Source organism: Yoonia sp. R2331, from assembly GCF_041103235.1.
GTDB lineage: Bacteria > Pseudomonadota > Alphaproteobacteria > Rhodobacterales > Rhodobacteraceae > CANMYO01.
Genome location: NZ_JBGCUN010000001.1, coordinates 370,360 through 390,512, shown reverse-complemented (window position 1 = coordinate 390,512; position 20,153 = coordinate 370,360). Strand labels below are relative to the sequence as shown.

The following is a 20,153-nucleotide window of genomic DNA, read 5'->3' as shown; positions in this document are numbered from 1 at the left end:
ATGGGATCTGTTACCCTGAAAAACATCCGCAAGTCTTATGGCGCCGTTGAAGTGCTGCATGGAATTGATCTTGAAATCGAAGACGGCGAATTCACTGTCCTCGTTGGCCCGTCGGGCTGCGGCAAGTCCACGCTCTTGCGGTCAATCGCGGGGCTCGAGACGATCAGCAACGGCGACATCATGCTGGACGGTGACGTGATCAATACGCGCCAGCCAAAAGAGCGTGACATCGCCATGGTGTTTCAAAACTACGCCCTCTACCCGCATATGAGCGTGGCCAAGAACATGGCATTCTCTCTGCGCTTGGCGAAGGTCCCAAAAGAAGAGCAGGATCGCAAGGTGCGTGCCGCCGCCGACATTCTGGACCTCACACCTCTGCTGGACCGTTATCCCAGACAGCTATCGGGCGGTCAGCGCCAGCGCGTCGCGATGGGCCGGGCCATTGTGCGTGATCCCAAGGTCTTTTTGTTCGATGAGCCGCTTTCAAACCTCGACGCCAAACTGCGCGTGCAGATGCGATCAGAGATCAAGGAACTGCATCAGCGGTTGAAAACCACCACGGTCTACGTCACGCACGATCAGATCGAAGCCATGACCATGGCCGACAAGATCGTTGTGATGCGCGGCGGTCACGTCGAACAGATCGGCTCTCCGCTTGATCTCTACGACAACCCCGCCAGCGTTTTTGTCGCCGGTTTCATTGGCTCGCCGTCCATGAACTTCGTGCCTGCGCGCGCTTCGGGTGGACGGATTGTGACACTGGCAAGTGAAGACATTGGCCCCGCGCCTCAGGGGGTTGCCGAAGGACAAGATGTGACCGCGGGCTTCCGTCCCGAAGATATCCGCCTTAGCGACGCTGGCCTGCCCGCTCGGGTTTCTCTGATCGAACCGACAGGTGCAGAGACACAAGTGATGCTCAAGGTCGGTGATACCCCTATTGTCTTTACGACCCGCGACCGCGTCACACTTTCTCCGGGCGACACCGTCCACCTGGCAGTCGAACCCGGCAAGCTGCACTGCTTTGATGCTAAAACAGAAGAATCCCTGTCCGGAGGCATGGCCGCGGCATGAAGATTTCCGATGTCAGGGTGTTGCGGTTCAAGACCCATGCCGACCGCTGGGACATCGGTCACGCGGTCCTCAAACCGCAGGCAGACGTGATCCAGACAGTAACCTGCATCGACACCGACGAAGGGCTAACCGGCTACTTCTTTGGCGGCGGCAAGCACGGCGATCAGGACGGCATGACACCGGATGAACAACGCCTGATCGAAGGTCAGGTCCGAGACATGATCCTGGGCGCCGACCCGTTCGACCGAGAGTTGATCTGGAAATGGATGTGGGTGCGCAACATACCGGAAGTGGCACAAAGCGTGATTGACTGCGCCTTGTGGGATTTAGCGGGTCGCCACGCGGGCCTGCCGGTCTACAAGCTGATGGGGGGTGCGCGCGACAAAGTGCCTGCCTATGCCTCCACTTATCCCAACATCGGTCAGCCCCAAGTCTATGCAGAACACGCACTGGCGTGTCAGGCCGAAGGGTACCGCGCCTACAAAATCCACCCGCACTACTTTTGGAACCCAGACACAGGCAAGCCTACAAATGGCCGCCCTTCCAACATCCGCGCGGATATCGAAACGATCAATCTGGTCCGCGAAGCGGTGGGGCCTGACATGGTGCTGATGTATGATGTCTGGGGCACCTATCACACGATCGAAGAAACCATAAAAGTCGGGCGAGAGTTGGAGCGGCTGGACTTCTACTGGTTCGAACATCCGATGCCCGAGTATCGCGTCGAAAGCTATCGGCGTCTTTGCCGCGAATTGTCCATCCCGATCCTTGCCCCCGAAATAGCAGCCGGTGGTGTCTTCACCCGTGCGGAATGGATCCTGCAAGGCGCATCAGACATGAGCCGGATGGATATCCGACGCGGCGGGGTGACGGGTTGCCGCAAGACCGCGGTTGTGTGCGAGGCATTTGGCCAACGCTGCGAAATCCACATGGCAGGGTGGGGCAACCTACAGGTCATGGGTGCCACGTCTGAGGACACAAGCGAATGGTATGAAAAAGGTCTTCTGGCCCCTGGTGTCGACTATGACGCGCCGCACCCCTATCTGGAACGCAACTGTGATCCGATGGACGCCGAAGGCTACGTCGCACTGCCGGAACTTCCTGGGCTCGGTTATGCGCCAGTGTGGGACTACATCGACGATGCAAGGGTCACGTCATGACGATCCATCGACGCGCCTGGACAATGCAGCTGAAAGACGGGGCAGAGGCCGCGTATGACGACGCCCACGCCGCTGTCTGGCCAGAATTGACCGAACAGATGATCCAAGACGGGGTTAGTCGCTTTTTTCTCTTTCGCTCCGGTCTGACCGTCTTTGCCATTCAGGAACGGTCCCGCCCTTTTCCGGACGGTGAAGCAAAACCAAAAGATGTGACCCGAAAATGGTGGCAAACCATGCAGCCGCTCATGGTCACTGATGAATCCGGTCGGCCGATCCGCACAGACCTGAAAGAAGTCTTTTCTCTCCAACCTCAAGATGCGCAACGGGAAAAATCAGCATGAACGGTCTCTCTGGCATTATCCCGATCCTGCTCACGCCCTTCGATCAGAACGAAGCGATCGACTTTGACAGTCTCCACCGAGAGGTTGAAATGACGCTTGCAGCCGGTGTGCATGGCATCGGCATTGCCATCGGCAGCGAGATTTTCAAACTGACACAGGACGAACGGTTGCGCATGCTCCGCGCCGTCGCAGATCAGGTGGCAGGCGAAATTCCGATTGTCATGAACACTTCGGCACCGGGCACCGAGGTTGCCGTCCGCTTGGCGGCTGAAGCCCGCGATGCGGGTGCCACCCGCTTGATGATCTGGCCCCCAGATTTCTTCCCAACTGGCGCGGATTCCGTCGTCGAACACTTGTCGCGCATCGCGAATGCAGCCGGATTGCCCATCATCTTGCAGGATGTGCCCCAGTCTCCCATTTCCCCAGCGCTTGCGAACCGCATCGCAAACGAGGTCGCCTTGGTCGACACTATCAAGGTTGAAACCCAACCAACGGTCGAACAGGTCAATGCCATGGTACGCGAGGCCGGAGATCGGTTGACCATTCTCGGTGGCGCCGGGGGCGGTACGCTGGTTGAAGAGTTCCGGCGCGGCGCTCGTGGCACAATGCCCTTTGCAAGCCAATCACGTGAATTCATGGCGGTTTGGGCGGCTCTGCAAGGCGGGGACGAAAGCGAAGCCGAACGGATCATCGAAACCCGCATCCTTCCGATCAGTCGCCTTGGGTTTCAAGGGCGCGATTTGTTTTATCATGTCCATAAAGGGCTCTTGCAAAAAGAGGGCCTTTTCCAAAACGCAACTGTCCGCATGCCAACGGCAACCCCCGATGCCACGACCCAAGCCGAAATCATCGGGCTTCTGGATCGGGTCGGACCTAAAACCAAGTGAATAAGGATTTGAACGAATGAAACTGCTACGTGTCGGCGCACCAGGGGCCGAGCGCCCTGCCCTGCAACACACCGATGGATCCATCTACGACCTTTCATCCGTGATTGATGATGTCGCCGGTGACGTGCTTTTGCCGGAAAGTCTCGACCGGCTGCGCAGTCTCGACCCTGTCTCTTTGCCGGTAGTTCCCGCGAACGAAAGGGTCGGTCCTTGCGTCGGACACGTTGGAAAGTTCATTTGCATCGGGCTCAACTACGCGGATCACGCGGAAGAAAGCGGGATGCAAGTGCCAGCAGAACCTGTGATTTTCGCGAAAGCGACGTCAGCCATCTGCGGGCCTTTCGACGTGGTCGAGCTGCCGCCGGGATCGGAAAAATCCGATTGGGAAGTCGAACTGGGTGTCGTGATCGGCGCCGCGGCCAAGAACGTCACTGTCGAAGATGCAATGGCGCATGTCGCCGGCTATTGCGTCGTAAACGACCTGTCCGAACGGGCGTTTCAGCTGGAACATGAGGGACAATGGGTCAAAGGCAAATCCGCCGACACCTTTGGTCCTATCGGCCCGTGGCTTGTGACCCGTGACGAGGTGCCGGACCCAAGTGCCCTTGCGATGTGGCTAGAGGTGAACGGGCATCGTTATCAGGACGGTTCAACCAAAACCATGGTCTATGACGTGCCGTTTTTGGTGTCCTATCTTTCGCGGTTCATGTCCTTGCAGCCAGGCGACATTATTTCGACCGGAACACCGCCGGGCGTGGGTATGGGCCAAACTCCACCACGTTACCTGAAATCCGGCGACGAAATGCGCCTTGGTATTGCGGGCTTGGGCGAGCAGCACCAAACGGTGCGCGCCACTTGATCAAACACCTGGCCGGGCCATCCGCTTCGGCCAGGAAAACTGTCGCCAAGTCTTTGCTGTGCCAACAAATGGGCGGGCAACCTTCTGATCCGTGCAATTCTGCGGCCATCATGATCAGCCCCATCTGAGTGGCCCAGTTTGCATGTCAGTGCATGATTGGCCTGGTTTCGATCGGAACGATGGGTTCCGGGGCCGGTGGGCGGTATGGTCTCGCGAATTTCTTCAAGGCGTCGATAGACAGAATTGATCTGGCATCTCTTCTCTTTCGTCGCAGCGGTGGCCCGCTGAAGCGCCTCTGATTTGTCAGAGGTCTTTTGCGAAACCCAGTGTTCCTTACGCCAAAGCTTCTTCTACATAGCCTTCGGCACCTGGACGCGGACAAACCACTTGTTCCCATGCAGGAAGATTTTGGGACTGATACACCTGAGTTCATAGTAGATGCTGGAACAGTCGATTGTAGGAACGCAAGTTGCGCAAAGCCTTGTTTTGCGGCATCTCCCTGAAAAACAAGGGTAAAATAGGCAAGGTGGCGGAGACGAAGGGATTCGAACCCTCGAGACGGTTTCCCGCCTACTCCCTTAGCAGGGGAGCGCCTTCGACCACTCGGCCACGTCTCCGCTGACCCGTTTAGGGAGGGGTCGCGCGGAAAACAAGAGCAAAAAACACAAGCGTTTCAGACCCATCGCCCGATGTGCCAGAATCAACGCCCGCGCGGGGGAGAACAGGGTAAACGGAATGCGACCCTGCAAACGCCGGGTACACAAACCATGCACATCCCATACACATCCCGGAGGTACGCAAGACCGAAACCGGGCCGCTAAGGCCCGGTACGGTGGGGCAAAGCCCCCAAACCAGCGATTTTGGAAAGGGTCTGTTAACCACGCGTCAGCAGAACGAAAGTGCCACGTAGAGAAGTGCCGACAGAAACGCCATGCGCCGGGGACAGAGGCCAAACGCGGCCCACAGGCAGAGGCCCGCGAAGGCGAGGTTCAGGGTTTGTGGTGTCAGCAGCACCGTGAGGAATGTTGTCGTCATGTGTCTCATCCTTTCAGGGATGTGGAAGGTGAGACTTGGCCAAGTCAGGGGCCGATTGACCCCATGACTTGATTATGTTCGTTTCAGAACAGCGGGTCGCTGAAACAGAGTTTCCCGAATTGGGCAATTGTGGCCCGGAGTTGCCTAGGATTGCGAGAAGTTGCCCAAAGTTGACCCGGACATTCTCAAGGCCTTTGGCCGGACGTTGAAACGCGAACGCGCACGGCGAGGAATTGGCCAAGCTGAACTTGGTGGGATGGTTGAGCCGCCCGTTGGCAATTCAATCATCTCTAAGATTGAAAAGGGCCAAAAAGAGGCACTTGGTGTCCTGACCGTCGGAAAGTTTTGCAAGGCGCTGAACCTGGACGAAAGCTGGATCGACAAGTTTCTGGATGCCGAGGAAACTGCCGAGAGTGGCGAGACAAAAGCGGAACGCGAAGCGGACCAGCTTGTCGCGCGCCTGCAGCGCGAAGATGCGACTGGCGGCGCTAGTGACGACCTGTTAATCCAACTCGCCAATCGCTACACGGAAGGCGACCACAAGGACCGCGAGACTGCGTACACCAGTGTGCGTAGCGCGCTTGAGGAGCTGGTCCGCAACAAAGAAATCGCCGCCCTTGCCGGAAATGCGGATGCGCAATTTGCACTGCTCATGCAGCAGGTGGATGACCTGAACACTGATGGTGATTTTGACGCGGCAGCCAAACTGTTGGATGACGAAGGCGACCGGATCGACAGGCTGGCGGAACTACACCTGAAAAAGCAGATTAGCCAGGACCGTTTGCGTAATGATCCTGGCAAAGCGGCAGTGCGTTTGATCCGGGATATCTACCGGCAAGCCCCGGCTGGTGGGGTTTTCCGGGCAGTGGATGATCTGGCCTATCAATGGCGCGTTGACGCGGATCCGGTGGGCGATCTGTTTGCATTGCGGGTGAGCTTGTCATTGGCCAAGGCGAACTATCAAGATCGCGGCAAAGGCAAAAGGCAGTTTGAGGCTAAGGCTCTTTATACCCTGGGTTGGTGCCACTTTCGCATTGCGGAGCGCTCGACGAATGACCGCCATCTGACCATTGCCAAGAATGCGTTTGAAGCGGCCATCAAGAGGACCAACAAAGCAAAAGAGCCAATCAATTGGTCGGCGCATCAAGACGGCCTTGGTGGCACCCTACATGAAATTGGTAAACGCAAAGCTGATCCAGCGTTATTGACCGCTTCGGTCACAGCCTACCGTGTCGCCTTGGACTTAGACCAGGCAGAAAACAGCGCGAATTTAAAAGATGCCTGGAACAACCTTGGAAATGCCTTGAGCTCGCTAGGTGAAGTCGAGCGATCGGCGGATCATCTGACAGAGGCAGAAGCGGCCTTGGGCACTGCCCTTTCGCTCGAAGACAAGAAGACCGATCCACTGGGTTGGGCTTCGACACAAAATAACCTCGCACTTGCACGACGTTGGCTGGGAGAAGTGACAGGTGACTTGACCAAACTGGATGCAGCGCGGGCGGGTTATGCAGCCTGCGAAGATGCGGACTTGGAAGATAGAGCGCCATTCAAATTTGCCCGTCTGCAATGGAACATCGCGGACCTTGCGCTTGCGAGGTATCGGATTGAGCCGGACACCGCCCTCCTGACCGAAGCGCGCGAGCGGATTGCCAAGGCGCGGGCGTTTTTTGTGGAGGGGTCGGATTATCAGACGCAGCAGTGCGATGATTTGTTGGCGGAGGTTGAGGCGGCGGGAGCGCCAGTCTGAAGCCCGGCCTACCGGAGGATGCAGTGTTGCGCCGGACGAACGACGGAAGAGTGCCGGGGAAAAACCCGACCGTCCGGTGGTGGCGACGTCTTGTCGGGAAGTTCGCGGGTTGCTGGCCGGAGGAACGCCGGCCTACGGGTAGTTGCAGTCTATCACCCAGAAGGTCAACTGAGTGGCTGGGCATTGCTTTGCAACGCCCTTTGCCACACGTAACAAAAAGACTGGGCTTTTTGCGCATCAGCACCCAGCAGATCATCTGTGTGGCTGGGCATTGCGTTGCAACGCCCCCTGCCACCCACCTAAAAAGTCTGGGCTTTTGGTGCATCAGCACCCGGCAGATCGTCTGAGTGGCTGGGCATTGCTTTGCAACGCCCTTTGCCACCGGTAACAAAAAGACTGGGCTTTTTGTTACGTGTTAAACAGGAAATGCATCACATCGCCGTCTTTGACGATGTAGCCTTTGCCCTCGGCGCGCATTTTGCCGGCCTCTTTGGCGGGGCCTTCGCCGCCAAGTTCAACGAAGTCGTCGTAGGCGATGGTTTCGGCGCGGATGAAGCCGCGTTCAAAATCGCCGTGGATCACGCCAGCGGCTTTGGGGGCAGAGGTGCCTTCCGTGATCGTCCAGGCGCGGGCCTCTTTGGGGCCGACGGTGAAGTAGGTTTGCAGGTGCAAAAGTTCGTAGCCCGCACGGATCAAGCGGTCTAACCCGGCCTCTTCAAGGCCCATTTCGGAGAGGAACATCTCGGCCTCGTCCGCGTCGAGCTGGCTGATTTCCTCTTCGATCCGGGCAGAGATCACCACGTGGGCATTGCCTTGGGCAGCGGCCATTTCGGCCACGCGCGCGGATTGGCCGTTGCCTGACCCGGCGCTCTCTTCTTCGACGTTGCAGACATAGAGCACCGGCTTGGTCGTCAAGAGTTGCAGCATCTTCCAGGCGCGCGCGTCTTCGTCGTCGACATCCACCACGCGGGCGGGTTTGCCGTCTTCCAGCACGGCTTGCGCGGCTTCCAGCAGGCGGACCTGTTGCACGGCTTCCTTGTCACCGCCACGGACCTTGCGCACGAGGTTCTGCATCCGCTTTTCGATCGATTCCAGATCCGCGAGCATCAGTTCGGTTTCGATGACAGAGGCGTCCTCGACCGGGTCAACGCGGCCTTCGACATGGGTGATGTCATCGTCTTCGAAGCAGCGCAGCACATGGGCGATGGCGTCACATTCGCGGATATTGGCGAGGAACTGGTTGCCCAAGCCTTCGCCCTTGGAGGCACCTTTCACGAGGCCCGCGATGTCGACGAATGTCATGCGGGTCGGGATGATCTGTTTGGAGGCAGCGATGGCGGCGAGTTTATCAAGGCGCGCGTCAGGCACGGCGACCTCACCCACATTGGGTTCGATGGTGCAGAACGGAAAGTTGGCGGCCTGTGCGGCGGCCGTCTTGGTCAGCGCGTTAAAGAGGGTCGATTTGCCGACGTTCGGCAGACCTACGATGCCCATTTTGAAACCCATGATCCGGCACTCCTTTGGCTTTGGCGCCTGTTACGCTTCTTGGTGGGAATCGGCAAGCGGGTCTAGGGTGGCGGCAGGAGGGCGCGCGATGAAACTAGAGACTTACCTGACATTTCCAGGCACCGCAGAAGCGGCGATGACGTTTTATGCAGATGTGTTTGGCAGCGAAGTCACGGATCTGCAGCGGATGGGCGAGATGCCGGGGATGCCGCCGATGAGCGATGAGACAGCGCAAAAGATCGGGCATGCGCGGGTCATGGTGCAGGGGCGGTTGCTGATGGCGTCGGACGCAATGGAGGAATTTTCGGGCCCGCATCAGGGGTTCCACGGGTTCAACCTGTCGGCGCAGTGTGACAGCGTTGCAGAGGCCGAAGCGCTGTTTGACAAGCTGGCGGCGGGCGGCACGATTGTGATGCCGATGGATCAGACGTTCTGGGCGGCGGCCTTTGGCATGTGCCGCGACCGGTTCGGCGTGCCGTGGATGGTGAATTGCGATCAGGAGGGATGATGCGACATATTCCCAAGCAACAGAAGTTCGAGAGCTTTTACTACAACAAGGTTGGTCTGGGCGAAGGCTGTGGCTGTGCCGAGCGGATCATCGACAATCACGAGATCGACCGGCTGGCGCAGCAGCGCCAGCTGGGTCTCGGGCGGATCGGTCTGTGGGCGCGGGTGAAACGCTGGTTCGGCGGCAATCATGAAACCGCAGACGATTGAGGCCTATCACGCAGCACAGAACGCGGGCGACCGTGCGATCTGTGACCGGCTGCGCGCGCTGATCGACACAGGCCTGCCAGAGGCGGAAAGCAAGATGTGGCATGCCCATCCGGTCTGGTTTCTGGATGGCAATCCCATCGTGGGTTACAGTAAGTTGAAGGACTGTATCCGGTTGATGTTCTGGAGCGGGCAAAGCTTTGAGGCACAGGGTCTGGTCAAGACCGGAATGTTCAAGGCCGCCGAGGCGCGGTTCACGGATGTGGGCCAGATTGACGCCGCGGCACTGGCCGCGTGGCTGGCGGACAGCCGACGCATTCAGTGGGACTACAAGAACATCTACAAGACCAAGGGCGTGCTGAACCGGCTTTTCTGAACGCTCTCTGATCGCGGTCGGCGGTCTGCGCGGCATCCCCTTGCACCAGCGCGCCGCGTGGTGGCCGCGCGGTGACCAGAGCCTTTGAAGGCTCTGACCAAAACCCTTTGAAGGGTTTTGTGCCCCAAAGGTGATGCGGCGCAAGACCCCCTGCCCCATTGCGTTTTCCGGCCACATGTCGCACAGACGAACCCGGTCATGATCGGGGACAAACGATGAGCAGAATCGACGCCAAATTTGCAGAACTCAAAGCTGCGGGCAAAAAGGCCTTTGTGGCTTATGTCATGGCGGGCGACACCGACTATGACACCGGGCTGGAGGTTGTCAAAGGCCTGCCGGGCGCAGGTGTCGATATCATCGAATTGGGTCTGCCGTTCACCGATCCGATGGCCGACGGGTCCACCATCCAACTGGCCGGACAGCGGGCGCTGGAAGGTGGACAGAACCTGCCCAAGACGCTCGACTATGCGCGCGCGCTGCGCGAGACAGACGACACCACGCCGATTGTGCTGATGGGGTACTACAACCCGATCTATTCGCGCGGTGTGGACCGGTTTCTGAAAGAGGCGAAAGAAGCCGGGATCGACGGGCTGATCATCGTGGACCTGCCGCCCGAGGAAGACGACGAACTTTGTATCCCGGCCCAAAAGGCGGGCATCAACTTTATCCGGCTTGCCACGCCGACCACGGATGACAAGCGTCTGCCCAAGGTGCTGCAGAACACATCCGGCTTTGTCTATTATGTCTCAGTCACCGGTATCACCGGGGCCGCCGCCGCACAGGCCGCGGACGTCGGGCCAGAGGTGGCACGGATCAAGTCCCAGACCGACCTGCCGGTGATTGTGGGATTTGGCATCAAGACACCTGACGCCGCACAGGCGATTGCCGAGATCGCAGATGGGGCGGTTGTTGGATCGGCCATCGTCGAAAAGATCGGCGCTGGCGAGAGTGCTTCCAACGTCCTGAAATTTGTCAAATCACTGGCTGACGGGACGCACCGCGCATAAGGGTTGCGTTTCAGGTTTGCGGGACAAAACCGACCTTGGATTCTAGGCTTTCGCTGACGCAGCAGTCCTTCGCGCGTGCAGCGCACGTGCTGCTGCGGTTCAGTGCATGTCACCAGAACGGTCGTTCACGGATGTCGAATTCTCTCGATCAGATACCGTGCTTTCGCTGCTGCTTATTCCGATCATCCAGACGCGGACTATGCGACTTTGTTCTGTCGCAGAGAATTACCATAGCCGATCGCATAATGCAGCACAGATCAGTGGGAACAAATCCCATCTCGCGCTGCGGGTTATCTTGGCACTCAAGTCGAGAGACATCTCTGACAGTTTGCGAGCACAGCTTTCAAGGCGGTAGACCGTCGAAGTCAGTCCGGCTTGTTATTGATCTCAGCCAGTTCGCCAAGCGATATTTCTGGCTTCAGGATATGCAGTTTTTCCGTTTCGGCAGCGGAGTGTTCCAAGGTCTCAAGGATCGTCCGCGCGGCTTGCTCGCCAATCTGTTTGCGCGCTGTCCGCGAAGTTGCGATCTTGCCGGGAAACCCTTCGATGAGACCCAGACCGTTGAAGCCAGCCAGTGCGACATCGCCCGGGACGTTGATACCTGCCGAAATACAGTGACACAGGCCGCCAAACGCAAGATCATCGTTAGAGAAGTAGATGCAATTAAGATCGGGCTGGCGTTTCAGAAGGTCGGCAGTCAAACGGCGGCCGCAATCGACAGCAGAAAGTGCGGTCACTTCGACCGGCAAATCCGATCCATCAATTGAGTCGGCGAAGGCGAGTCCATGGTCGCGTAGTCCGCTTTGGAAACCTAGTTTCCGTTTTGCGGCCCTAAGGTCCTTGTCGAGATTGCGCCCGACGTAGCCGAAGCGCCGTAAGCCCTTCTCAAACAGGGCAATGGCAATGTCATGACCTGCCTCGCTGTGCGAAAACCCGACACAGGTGTCGACAGGATGGCCGTCGATATCCATGATTTGTACAACCGGAACGCCTGCGTCTTTCAACAGCTGGCGGGTTTCGGGCGGTTGGTCGATCCCGGTCACGATCAACCCGGCAGGGCGCCATGACAACATGTTTCGCAAGGTTTCGTATTCTGTTTCGGGATCGTAATCCGTGACCCCAAAAACCGGCTGCAGCAAGGTACCCTTCAGCGCATCGGTTACCCCCGACATGACCTGGGGAAACACGATATTCGACAGGCTGGGAACCACGACGCCGATCAAGTCGGTGTGTTTACTCGAAAGGGAAGAGGCGAACTGATTCCCGTAGTAGCCTATCTCGCGCGCTGCCTGTTTGACCCGTTCTATGTTGACCTGTGAGACGTCCTTGTCACCACGAAGGGCGCGTGACGCTGTCATCTTACTGACACCAGCAGCTGCTGCGACGTCTGCTAAAGTTTTTCTGCTTTTCATAGACTTGCTTCCATTCCGCCCATCGCGACGCGGCCTGTCGCCGGCAAGGCCCCAGCCTCTATTCAAGCATCGGCATCCTAAAGTCGACGCGAAAGTGTTGACAGCTTAGGGCAAATAGATCACTGGTATCAATACCGGTATCGGTACCGGTATCGGTACCGAATAGATGGTCCGGGATAATCGTGGTTTCGGAGGAGACCACAAATACTGCAAACCAGCGCTCCTGCGGCGCTTTGGGAGGAACCATGACAAACTACACACTTAAATCTCTCGTCCTGAGTGGCATCGTTGCCGTTTCAACGCTTTCCGCCAGCACTGCGCTCGCGCAAGATTACCAATGGACGTTCCAGACCTCTGCACAGGCTGGAGACAACTTCTTTCCAATCGAGGAAGCCTGGGCTGATCGCGTCAATGAACTGTCCGACGGGCGCATCGAAATCACTGTCGTGCCAGTGGGCACCGTGGTGGCACACAATGAAACGCTTGACGCGGTTGGTGCGGGCATTCTGCAAGGCCACATCACGGACCCCTCATATTTCTCTGGCAAAGATCCGGCCTTTGCCATGTTGGGCAACCTTGTTGGTGCGTGGTCAGCGCCCGAGCAAATGTTCGACTATATGGAAAACGGGGGCGGCAAAGAGCTCTTCAACGAGTTGGTGAACCCCTATGGTCTGCAATTCCTCGGCGCATCCGCAACGGGCGTCGAAGCCTTCCTTTCCACGGTTCCGATTTACGGTGTTGATGACCTTGAAGGCATCAAGATGCGCGCACCAGAAGGCATGGTGCAGGAGGTTTTTGCCGCAGCCGGTGCTTCGCCGGTGAACCTGCCCGGTTCTGAGGTCTACACCTCTTTGGAAAAAGGCGTCATCGACGCCGCGGACTACACTGTATTTTCGACCAACCATGCCCAAGGCATGCACGAGTTCGCCAAATATCCGCTGTATCCCGGTTTCCATTCCATGCCTGTGATCGAAGTTTCGATCAACAAGGACATTTATGACGGTTTGCCCGAAGACCTTCAGGTTATTCTGAACGATTCCGTCTCAGTGTTTGCGCGCGACATGGTCAGCCAGTTGGAGGCGCAAAACGAAACCGCTGTTGCTGAAGCAGAGGCTGATCCCGAGATCACAGTCATCAACTGGTCTGACGAAGAACGAGCGCGGTTCCGCAGCATTGCCAAGTCGCAGTGGGCCAATTGGGCCGAGCGTTCCGAGATGGCAGGTAAAGCCTATGGCAGTGTCACGGCCTACCTGATCGGTGCCGGTCTTCTGGTCGAGTAACGCACTTTTTTCGCAGCGTCGCGAAGGGGCCGTTTCTGGCCCCTTCGCTCCTAATACATCAGCTCACGTTCCGGGAGGGGACCATGGCACAGCAGGAAACGGCAATGACCGAAGCCGAAGTCGAGGCGCAACTCGAAGCCTTAAAAAGAGTCCATGAAGACGACAGTGCAGGTCCTCAGAATGGGTTGGACCGCGGAATAATTACGATAGGGACCGCCTTTAGCTTTCTGTTTGCGATCGCGACACTGATCTCGCTTTACGAAATCGTCGCGCGGTATTTCTTCAATGCTCCGACGATTTGGGCCCATGAAACAGTGATCGCGCTGATCGCCGCCTGTTACCTTTACGGCGGGATGCAGTGTCTGGCAGCAGATAAGCATATCCGCATTGGGCTGATTTACTTTGGTACCAGCGGAGGCACACGAAGACTTTTGGACGTTGTGAACGGACTGCTTGCGCTGTTCTTCGCGGCCGCAATTGCCTACGCGGCCTACACGATGGTCGAAAAGTCGTGGTGGACGCCGCAGGGTGACATTCGCCTTGAACGCTCAGGTTCGGCGTGGAACCCAATTACGCCTGCCATTATCAAAATGATGCTTCTTATCACCTCGATCGTTTTGGCGATCCAATCGGTCGGCCATATTTTGACCGCATGGAAGGGCACCGGCTACCGCCAAAGCGCGGGCGAGCCGCCAAGCAAATGGGCCATTATTGGCATTGGGGCCGTTTTTGCGATCCTCGCGATAGGCGGTTACCTGTTGTTTTCCGAGGGTCGAAACCTTGGTATTCAGACCGGTTCCCTTCTGCTCGTCGGGTCGATCATGGTGTTGATCCTGACCGGCATTCCACTGGCCTTTGTCACCGGCTTGATTGCTATCCTATTCACGATTGCATGGTTCGGGACATCAGGCGTGCCGTTGGTGTCGAGCCGGATCTATTCGTTCGTAAATGAATACGTCCTTGTCGCTATTCCCATGTTCGTTCTTATGGCGTCTCTTCTGGACCGTTCAGGCATGGCGCGAGATCTTTACGACGCCATGCGCCTTGTTGCTGGTCGCATCAAAGGCGGTGTCGCTGTCCAGACTCTGGTCGCAGCCGTTTTCCTTGCGTCGATTTCTGGCATCATCGGTGGCGAGATCGTTCTTCTGGGTTTGATTGCCCTGCCACAGATGCTGCGGCTTGGCTATAACCGCGCGTTGGCCATTGGTACGGTGTGTGCCGGTGGCTCGCTCGGCACGATGATCCCACCGTCGATTGTTTTGATCGTCTACGGGCTGACCGCCAGCGTTTCCATTGGCGACCTGTTCCTTGCCACCGTGACACCAGGCCTGATGCTGGCGTCTTTCTATATCATCTACATTCTGATCCGGTGCTACGCGAACCCCGAGATGGGCCCACCGATCTCGGACGAAGAGCTGAACATCTCGATGTCCGAGAAACTGCGTAAGATGCGCGGCGTAATCCTGCCGGTCGGCGTGGCCGTTACCGTATTGGGTTCGATCTACGGCGGCATTGCCTCTGTGACAGAGGCGGCAGCTATGGGCGTGGTCGGTGTGTTCCTTTCTGCGGCCGTTCGGGGCGAAGTGACTTGGGGACTTATCCGCGACAGCCTGAAACAGACCCTTGAAACATGCGGAATGATCATCTGGATCGGCCTGGGTGCGGCAGCTCTGGTGGGTGTCTACAACCTGATGGGCGGCAACCGGTTTATCGAGAGCACGATCCTGGACAGTGGTGCCTCACCGATTGTCATCGTGCTGATCATGATGGGTATTCTCGTGGTGTTGGGCTTGTTCATGGATTGGATCGGCATCGCATTGCTAACCATGCCGATCTTCGTGCCGATCATTATCAAGCTTGGCATGGACCCAGTATGGTTCGGTATCCTTTTCGCTATGAATATGCAGGTCAGCTATCTTTCGCCGCCTTTTGGCCCGGCGGCCTTCTACCTGAAATCTGTCGCGCCCAAGGACATGAGCTTGTCCGAGATCTTTCGCGCGCTGATCCCTTTTATCTGCATTCAAGTCGTTGCGCTTGCTATCGTGTTGTTCTTCCCTGACGTTGCACTGTGGCTGCCAAACTGGGTGAAAGGAGACTAACATGACCATGGACACCAAGAACTCTAGGAATGTCGCGATAATTGGCCTTGGTTCGATGGGGTATGGTATGGCCGCTTCAGCACTGCGTGGTGAGCACAAGGTCTGGGGCGTTGATATCAACCCAGACCAGATCGCCAAGTTCAAAGCCGAGGGGGGGCAAGATACTCCTCTTTCTGAGGTCGCCGACACGCTGGATGCAATTGCGGTGGTGGTACTGAATGCCGCCCAAACCGAAAGCGTTCTGTTCGGAGAAGACGGCATCGTTGCGAAACTGAAACCTGGCGCGGTTGTGCTGGCATGCGCGACCGTCCCTCCGGCCTTCGCAAAGGACATGGCTGCAAAGTGCGATGAACGCGGCGTTCACTATCTTGATGCGCCGATTTCCGGGGGGTCGATCAAAGCCGCCAGCGGTCAACTTTCGATCATGGCGTCTGGCTCCGCGCAGGCATTCTCTGCTGCGCGCCCGCTGCTGGATAGTATCGCCGAAACGGTTTTCGAGCTTGGTGACGAAGTTGGGGCTGGCAGCGCGATGAAAGCAGTGAACCAGCTTTTGGCTGGCGTCCATATCGCCACCATGGCCGAGGCTTTGACCTTTGGCATGACCCAAGGAGTGACGCCTGAGAAGTTTGTTGAAGTAATCAGTAAATGCGCCGGAACCAGTTGGATGCTGGAGAACCGGGCGCCCCATATCGTGGCGGGGGACTACACGCCGCACAGTTCGGTCAACATATGGCCAAAGGATCTGGGCATCGTGCTCGACATCGCCAAATCGGCGCAGTTCAGCGCGCCAATCACTGCGGCCGCGCTTCAGCAGTTTGTAGCTGCTGCAGGAATGGGTCATGGACAGGAAGACGATGCTGCCGTCGCCAAGGTTTATGCCCGCAACGCGCGTTTGACTCTACCGGGGAAAGAGAAATGACCACAGTCCTTGGCTGCATCGCCGATGATTTTACGGGTGCGACCGACATCGCGGGGCTTTTAGCCCGGAGCGGTGTGCGGGTGTCTTTGCGGATTGGGGTGCCCGATACCCCGCCCGACGCCACCAGCCCGTTTGAGGTGATCGCACTCAAATCCCGAACCGCGCCGGTCGCGGAGGCGGTCAACGAGACACGCGCGGCCCTTGCGTGGTTGCAGGCGGCAGGCGCGCAGCGGTTCTTTTGGAAATACTGTTCAACCTTTGATAGCACAGCAGACGGGAATATCGGCCCGGTCGCAGAAGCGTTGATGCGGGATCTGGATACGGACCAGACGATCTATTGCCCGGCCTTCCCCGAAAACGGGCGGTCCATTTTCATGGGCAATCTGTTTGTCGGGCAGCAGCCATTGGCGGAAAGCCCAATGAAAGACCATCCGCTGACCCCGATGCGTGATAGCAATCTGATGCGTCTGCTTGCGCCGCAGGTGACAAAGCCCGTGGGGCTGACAGACAGACGAACGGTTGAAAAAGGTGCTGATGCGCTGCGCGCCAGCCTTGCGGACCATCGGGCAGACGGCACAGCGCACGTGGTTGTGGATGCCGTGGCACATTCAGACCTTGAGACCATCGCCGCCGCCTGTCGTGACATGCCGTTGATTACGGGGGGGTCTGCTGTGGCGATGCCACTTCCGGCGCTTTATCTTGCGGATGGGTTGCTGTCTGCGGACGCGCCAAGGGCGCAGGCGCCGCAGCTTGGGGTTGGGACGATCGTTCTGTCAGGCAGCTGCTCTTCCATGACCAACAAGCAAGTGGCCGATTACACCAGCCGTGGCGTTCCTGCTTTCCAATTGGACCCGCTGTCTTTGGCAGAGAACGGCCCGCAGAAAGCACTTGACTGGCTGTCCAAACAGGACCTCGACAAAGCCCCGATCATCTATGCCACGGCCAATCCCGAAAGCGTTCGCGCAGCGCAGGAAAAGCTGGGCGTGGCGGGTGCCGGAGAGATCGTCGAGGCCACGCTGTCGGCCTGCGCGGTTGCCGCGCGGGACAAGGGTGCGCGCCGGGTGATCGTTGCGGGCGGTGAGACGTCAGGCGCTGTCACCAAGGCGCTTGCAGTGGCCCAACTTGATATTGGGACAGAAATCGCGCCTGGCGTCCCATGGACCTATTGCACATCGGATGGGGCCAATATCGCGCTGGCCCTGAAGTCCGGAAACTTTGGCACCGAAGACTTCTTTTCGATCGCCCAGACCAAACTAGATACCGCATGAGCATTGAAGCCCGTCTAAGAGAGCAGATTTGCCTGTTGGCAAAATCCATGTTTGATCGTGGCCTGACCGGGGGCAGCACCGGCAACATCTCTGCCCGGACGGACGACGGCGGACTTTTGGTGTCTCCCACCGGGACAAGTTTTGGCCGGCTCGATCCGGGCAGGCTGAGCCGGTTTGATGCGCAAGGCGCGCTGATTGATGGCGACAAGCCGACCAAGGAAATGCCCCTTCACACGGCGTTCTATGACACGCGCAGCACGGCGGGTGCGGTGGTGCATTTGCACAGCTGCCATGCGGTCGCGCTGTCTTTGATGCCCGATGCCGATGAGGACAATTTCCTGCCGCCGCTGACACCTTACGGGATCATGAAGCTTGGAAAGGTGAAGTTGCTGCCGTTCTTTCTGCCCGGCGATCCTGCGATGGGAGACGCCGTGCGTGGCCTTGCCGGAAGGCGCAGTGCGGTGATGCTTGCCAATCACGGCCCCGTGGTTGCAGGCAAGGATATTGAGGCGGCCTGCAATGCCATCGAGGAACTGGAAGACACCGCGCGCCTGGCGATGCTGACGCGCGGAATGAACCCGCGCGCACTAACAGAGACCCAAGTCCGGGCGCTTGTCACGAAATTCGATGTGGAGTGGGACGCATGAAGTTTTCTGCCAACTTGGGCTTTTTGTGGAACGACCGGCCCCTGCCCGAGGCTATCCGCGCCGCCAAGGCTGCTGGCTTCGACGCCGTGGAATGCCACTGGCCCTATGATGTGCCAACCGACGACGTGAAGGCCGCCCTGAGCGAGACCGGTCTGCCGATGTTGGGCCTCAACACCCGTCGCGGCGATGTCGCCGCCGGGGACAACGGGCTTTCCGCAATCCCCGGACGCGAGGCCGAGGCACAGGCCGCCATCGATGAGGCCATTGCCTATGCCACCGCCATCGGCACACCAAACATCCATGTCATGGCTGGATTCGCCGATGGATACCAAGCTCATTGTACCTTTGTCGAAAACCTGAACTACGCCTGCGAAGCCGCCGCTCCACACGGCATCACCATTCTGATCGAACCGCTTAACAGCTACGATGCCCCGGGATACTTCCTGACCACAACCGATCAAGCGCAAGCGATCTTCGATGTTGTCAACGCTCACAATCTGAAACTGATGTTCGACTGCTACCATGTGCAGTTGATGGAAGGGAACCTGACCCGTCGGATCGAGGCGCTTCTGCATCGGATTGGGCATATCCAGTTCGCTTCTGTTCCGGATCGGGGGGCTCCGGATCACGGTGAGATCGACTACGGCTATTTGTTTAAGGTCATTTCTGATCTTGGCTACGACGCGCCTTTGGGGGCGGAATACAAGCCCTGCGGCAACACTGACGATACGCTCGGCTGGGTGAACGACCATGCGGGACTTTCAGGATAGGACACATGTCATGAGCGCTCAGCAGATCACCTTTCGCGAGTTCCTATTGCAGGACTACCGCAATCACGGCGTCGAGAAGGATTTGATTTTCCTTCTTGAGGATATCGCCACTTCATGCCGCATAATCTCTCATCAGATCCGTGGTGGGGCGTTTTCGGGCAGGCTCGGCGCCACCCAGTCAACCAATGTTCAGGGGGAAACTCAGAAGCAGCTCGACGTGATCGCAAACGAGGTCTTCGTCCGGCATTGTTCGAATTGCAGTCGGGTCGCTGCTTTGATCTCCGAAGAGGTCGACGAAGTCTACTGGCTGAAAGATAAGCCGCAGGCCGGCGACTATCTGGTCTATTTCGATCCACTTGACGGCTCGTCGAACCTCGACGTCAATCTCTCTGTGGGTTCGATCTTCTCGATATCGCAGCTGCCCACGGCGATCGACGCCACCGACGACCGCTCGGTGCTTCGCGTTGGCTCTGAGCAGATCAGCGCCGGCTATTCCGTCTACGGCCCCTCGACCGCTTTGGTGGTCACCACAGGCACCGGCGTCAATGGCTTTACCCACCAGCAGGGCACCGGCGAATTCCGCCTGACTTACCCCGATATGATGATCCCCGAAAACACGAGTGAATTCGCGATCAATGCCTCTCGTTACACACTTTGGGATCAACCGGTGAGGCACTATTTTGACGAATGCATCCGAGGCGAAGCCGGCCCGCGTAAAAAGACCTTCAACATGCGCTGGACCGCTTCGATGGTGGCTGAAGTCCACCGGATCCTGATCCGCGGCGGCGTATTTCTCTATCCACGTGACGCTGGCAATATCGCTGACGGCGGCAAACTACGCCTGATGTATGAAGCTAATCCGATGGCGCTAATTGTTGAACAGGCAGGTGGTTCCGCGTCTACAGGAACCGAACGCATTTTGGATGTGCAACCTAACTCGCATCATCAGCGTGTTCCTGTGATCCTTGGATCGAAAGAGGAAGTGGCCGTTCTGGAGCGATATCACCGCGAGAGCTGAACACAGCTCGCCCGAGCCGCCTTCTTGAATTTTTCTG

At 57.8% G+C, this 20,153-nt stretch carries 20 protein-coding genes, 1 tRNA gene and 1 pseudogene; 18 read left to right on the top strand and 4 right to left on the bottom strand.

Translation table 11 applies throughout. From position 1 onward, the window contains the following. Genes AB3Y40_RS02015 through AB3Y40_RS01995 form a run of 5 tightly spaced genes read left to right on the top strand, consistent with a single transcriptional unit; the run spans window position 1 to window position 4,318 of the window. Entirely contained in the window at window positions 1-1,071 is a 1,071-nt protein-coding gene (locus AB3Y40_RS02015; protein ID WP_369437131.1) for an ABC transporter ATP-binding protein, read from the top strand. Further along, window positions 1,068-2,231, top strand: a complete 1,164-nt coding sequence (locus tag AB3Y40_RS02010) for an enolase C-terminal domain-like protein (RefSeq protein WP_369437130.1) — start codon at window positions 1,068-1,070, stop codon at window positions 2,229-2,231. The genes AB3Y40_RS02015 and AB3Y40_RS02010 overlap by 4 nt, the downstream gene beginning before the upstream one ends. After that, the gene (locus AB3Y40_RS02005) at window positions 2,228-2,572 is read left to right on the top strand and encodes an L-rhamnose mutarotase (protein ID WP_369437129.1); all 345 of its coding nucleotides are present in this window, start codon (window positions 2,228-2,230) and stop codon (window positions 2,570-2,572) included. Before AB3Y40_RS02010 ends, AB3Y40_RS02005 begins: the two co-directional genes overlap by 4 nt. Continuing rightward, window positions 2,569-3,459 carry a dihydrodipicolinate synthase family protein gene (locus tag AB3Y40_RS02000; protein ID WP_369437128.1) on the top strand — a complete coding sequence of 297 codons (891 nt, stop codon included), beginning with the start codon at window positions 2,569-2,571 and terminating at the stop codon, window positions 3,457-3,459. Before AB3Y40_RS02005 ends, AB3Y40_RS02000 begins: the two co-directional genes overlap by 4 nt. A 16-nt stretch (window positions 3,460-3,475) precedes the next feature. After that, the gene (locus AB3Y40_RS01995; protein WP_369437127.1) at window positions 3,476-4,318 is read left to right on the top strand and encodes a fumarylacetoacetate hydrolase family protein; all 843 of its coding nucleotides are present in this window, start codon (window positions 3,476-3,478) and stop codon (window positions 4,316-4,318) included. A 527-nt stretch (window positions 4,319-4,845) separates the two neighbouring features. On the opposite strand, the gene AB3Y40_RS01990 is transcribed toward AB3Y40_RS01995, so the two are convergent. Together AB3Y40_RS01990 and AB3Y40_RS01985 are read right to left on the bottom strand one after the other, a co-directional pair. Then, a tRNA-Ser gene (locus tag AB3Y40_RS01990) sits at window positions 4,846-4,935 on the bottom strand. A gap of 268 nt (window positions 4,936-5,203) precedes the next feature. Further along, entirely contained in the window at window positions 5,204-5,353 is a 150-nt protein-coding gene (locus AB3Y40_RS01985; RefSeq protein WP_369437126.1) for a hypothetical protein, read from the bottom strand. Window positions 5,354-5,513: 160 nt separating this feature from the next. Between AB3Y40_RS01985 and AB3Y40_RS01980 the strand changes: the two genes are divergently transcribed. Next, on the top strand, window positions 5,514-7,100 hold the full coding sequence (locus AB3Y40_RS01980) for a helix-turn-helix domain-containing protein (RefSeq protein WP_369437125.1): 1,587 nt from the start codon (window positions 5,514-5,516) through the stop codon (window positions 7,098-7,100). A gap of 408 nt (window positions 7,101-7,508) precedes the next feature. Here the strand turns inward: AB3Y40_RS01980 and ychF are convergent, their stop codons facing one another. After that, window positions 7,509-8,606 carry a redox-regulated ATPase YchF gene (gene ychF, locus AB3Y40_RS01975; protein ID WP_369437124.1) on the bottom strand — a complete coding sequence of 366 codons (1,098 nt, stop codon included), beginning with the start codon at window positions 8,604-8,606 and terminating at the stop codon, window positions 7,509-7,511. Between the two features lie 88 nt (window positions 8,607-8,694). Between ychF and AB3Y40_RS01970 the strand changes: the two genes are divergently transcribed. The 4 genes from AB3Y40_RS01970 to trpA all read left to right on the top strand — a co-directional run bounded on the left by AB3Y40_RS01970 (window position 8,695) and on the right by trpA (window position 10,703). Continuing rightward, the gene (locus AB3Y40_RS01970) at window positions 8,695-9,114 is read left to right on the top strand and encodes a VOC family protein (protein ID WP_369437123.1); all 420 of its coding nucleotides are present in this window, start codon (window positions 8,695-8,697) and stop codon (window positions 9,112-9,114) included. Then, the gene (locus AB3Y40_RS01965; protein ID WP_369437122.1) at window positions 9,114-9,323 is read left to right on the top strand and encodes a hypothetical protein; all 210 of its coding nucleotides are present in this window, start codon (window positions 9,114-9,116) and stop codon (window positions 9,321-9,323) included. The genes AB3Y40_RS01970 and AB3Y40_RS01965 overlap by 1 nt, the downstream gene beginning before the upstream one ends. After that, a complete protein-coding gene (locus tag AB3Y40_RS01960; RefSeq protein WP_369437121.1) occupies window positions 9,304-9,696 on the top strand; it encodes a DUF1801 domain-containing protein in 393 nt (130 codons plus the stop codon). The genes AB3Y40_RS01965 and AB3Y40_RS01960 overlap by 20 nt, the downstream gene beginning before the upstream one ends. A gap of 215 nt (window positions 9,697-9,911) precedes the next feature. After that, window positions 9,912-10,703, top strand: coding sequence for a tryptophan synthase subunit alpha (gene trpA, locus AB3Y40_RS01955; RefSeq protein WP_369437120.1), 792 nt, complete (start codon window positions 9,912-9,914; stop codon window positions 10,701-10,703). Window positions 10,704-11,068: 365 nt separating this feature from the next. On the opposite strand, the gene AB3Y40_RS01950 is transcribed toward trpA, so the two are convergent. Continuing rightward, window positions 11,069-12,115 carry a LacI family DNA-binding transcriptional regulator gene (locus tag AB3Y40_RS01950; RefSeq protein ID WP_369437119.1) on the bottom strand — a complete coding sequence of 349 codons (1,047 nt, stop codon included), beginning with the start codon at window positions 12,113-12,115 and terminating at the stop codon, window positions 11,069-11,071. 245 nt (window positions 12,116-12,360) lie between these two features. On the opposite strand from AB3Y40_RS01950, the gene AB3Y40_RS01945 reads away from it, so the two are divergent. The 8 genes and pseudogenes from AB3Y40_RS01945 (at window position 12,361) to AB3Y40_RS01910 (ending at window position 20,116) form a co-directional block, all read left to right on the top strand. Further along, window positions 12,361-13,395, top strand: a complete 1,035-nt coding sequence (locus AB3Y40_RS01945) for a TRAP transporter substrate-binding protein (RefSeq protein WP_369437118.1) — start codon at window positions 12,361-12,363, stop codon at window positions 13,393-13,395. A gap of 83 nt (window positions 13,396-13,478) precedes the next feature. Further along, window positions 13,479-14,042: pseudogene (locus tag AB3Y40_RS01940) on the top strand (TRAP transporter small permease subunit); the annotation flags it as partial. 174 nt (window positions 14,043-14,216) lie between these two features. Next, window positions 14,217-15,494, top strand: coding sequence for a TRAP transporter large permease (locus tag AB3Y40_RS01935; RefSeq protein WP_369439583.1), 1,278 nt, complete (start codon window positions 14,217-14,219; stop codon window positions 15,492-15,494). A 1-nt stretch (window position 15,495) separates the two neighbouring features. Beyond that, on the top strand, window positions 15,496-16,413 hold the full coding sequence (ltnD, locus tag AB3Y40_RS01930; protein WP_369437117.1) for an L-threonate dehydrogenase: 918 nt from the start codon (window positions 15,496-15,498) through the stop codon (window positions 16,411-16,413). Continuing rightward, window positions 16,410-17,681 carry a 3-oxo-tetronate kinase gene (otnK, locus tag AB3Y40_RS01925; protein WP_369437116.1) on the top strand — a complete coding sequence of 424 codons (1,272 nt, stop codon included), beginning with the start codon at window positions 16,410-16,412 and terminating at the stop codon, window positions 17,679-17,681. Before ltnD ends, otnK begins: the two co-directional genes overlap by 4 nt. Further along, window positions 17,678-18,328: a 3-oxo-tetronate 4-phosphate decarboxylase gene (gene otnC / locus AB3Y40_RS01920; RefSeq protein WP_369437115.1), complete on the top strand. Its 651-nt coding sequence runs from the start codon at window positions 17,678-17,680 to the stop codon at window positions 18,326-18,328. Before otnK ends, otnC begins: the two co-directional genes overlap by 4 nt. Further along, window positions 18,325-19,098, top strand: a complete 774-nt coding sequence (locus tag AB3Y40_RS01915; RefSeq protein WP_369437114.1) for a hydroxypyruvate isomerase family protein — start codon at window positions 18,325-18,327, stop codon at window positions 19,096-19,098. The genes otnC and AB3Y40_RS01915 overlap by 4 nt, the downstream gene beginning before the upstream one ends. A gap of 10 nt (window positions 19,099-19,108) precedes the next feature. Continuing rightward, entirely contained in the window at window positions 19,109-20,116 is a 1,008-nt protein-coding gene (locus tag AB3Y40_RS01910; protein WP_369437113.1) for a class 1 fructose-bisphosphatase, read from the top strand. Window positions 20,117-20,153 lie beyond the last annotated feature (37 nt).

Excerpts from the sequence above, each read along its gene's own strand:
- AB3Y40_RS01985 (WP_369437126.1), bottom strand. The coding sequence starts at position 5,353 with ATGACGACAACATTCCTCACGGTGCTGCTGACACCACAAACCCTGAAC.
- otnC (WP_369437115.1), top strand. The coding sequence starts at position 17,678 with ATGAGCATTGAAGCCCGTCTAAGAGAGCAGATTTGCCTGTTGGCAAAA.
- ltnD (WP_369437117.1), top strand. The coding sequence starts at position 15,496 with ATGACCATGGACACCAAGAACTCTAGGAATGTCGCGATAATTGGCCTT.
- trpA (WP_369437120.1), top strand. The coding sequence starts at position 9,912 with ATGAGCAGAATCGACGCCAAATTTGCAGAACTCAAAGCTGCGGGCAAA.
- AB3Y40_RS02000 (WP_369437128.1), top strand. The coding sequence starts at position 2,569 with ATGAACGGTCTCTCTGGCATTATCCCGATCCTGCTCACGCCCTTCGAT.
- AB3Y40_RS02005 (WP_369437129.1), top strand. The coding sequence starts at position 2,228 with ATGACGATCCATCGACGCGCCTGGACAATGCAGCTGAAAGACGGGGCA.
- AB3Y40_RS01970 (WP_369437123.1), top strand. The coding sequence starts at position 8,695 with ATGAAACTAGAGACTTACCTGACATTTCCAGGCACCGCAGAAGCGGCG.
- AB3Y40_RS01995 (WP_369437127.1), top strand. The coding sequence starts at position 3,476 with ATGAAACTGCTACGTGTCGGCGCACCAGGGGCCGAGCGCCCTGCCCTG.
- AB3Y40_RS01935 (WP_369439583.1), top strand. The coding sequence starts at position 14,217 with ATGGTGTTGATCCTGACCGGCATTCCACTGGCCTTTGTCACCGGCTTG.
- AB3Y40_RS01960 (WP_369437121.1), top strand. The coding sequence starts at position 9,304 with ATGAAACCGCAGACGATTGAGGCCTATCACGCAGCACAGAACGCGGGC.
- AB3Y40_RS01915 (WP_369437114.1), top strand. The coding sequence starts at position 18,325 with ATGAAGTTTTCTGCCAACTTGGGCTTTTTGTGGAACGACCGGCCCCTG.
- AB3Y40_RS01945 (WP_369437118.1), top strand. The coding sequence starts at position 12,361 with ATGACAAACTACACACTTAAATCTCTCGTCCTGAGTGGCATCGTTGCC.
- ychF (WP_369437124.1), bottom strand. The coding sequence starts at position 8,606 with ATGGGTTTCAAAATGGGCATCGTAGGTCTGCCGAACGTCGGCAAATCG.
- otnK (WP_369437116.1), top strand. The coding sequence starts at position 16,410 with ATGACCACAGTCCTTGGCTGCATCGCCGATGATTTTACGGGTGCGACC.
- AB3Y40_RS01950 (WP_369437119.1), bottom strand. The coding sequence starts at position 12,115 with ATGAAAAGCAGAAAAACTTTAGCAGACGTCGCAGCAGCTGCTGGTGTC.
- AB3Y40_RS01910 (WP_369437113.1), top strand. The coding sequence starts at position 19,109 with ATGAGCGCTCAGCAGATCACCTTTCGCGAGTTCCTATTGCAGGACTAC.
- AB3Y40_RS02010 (WP_369437130.1), top strand. The coding sequence starts at position 1,068 with ATGAAGATTTCCGATGTCAGGGTGTTGCGGTTCAAGACCCATGCCGAC.
- AB3Y40_RS02015 (WP_369437131.1), top strand. The coding sequence starts at position 1 with ATGGGATCTGTTACCCTGAAAAACATCCGCAAGTCTTATGGCGCCGTT.
- AB3Y40_RS01965 (WP_369437122.1), top strand. The coding sequence starts at position 9,114 with ATGCGACATATTCCCAAGCAACAGAAGTTCGAGAGCTTTTACTACAAC.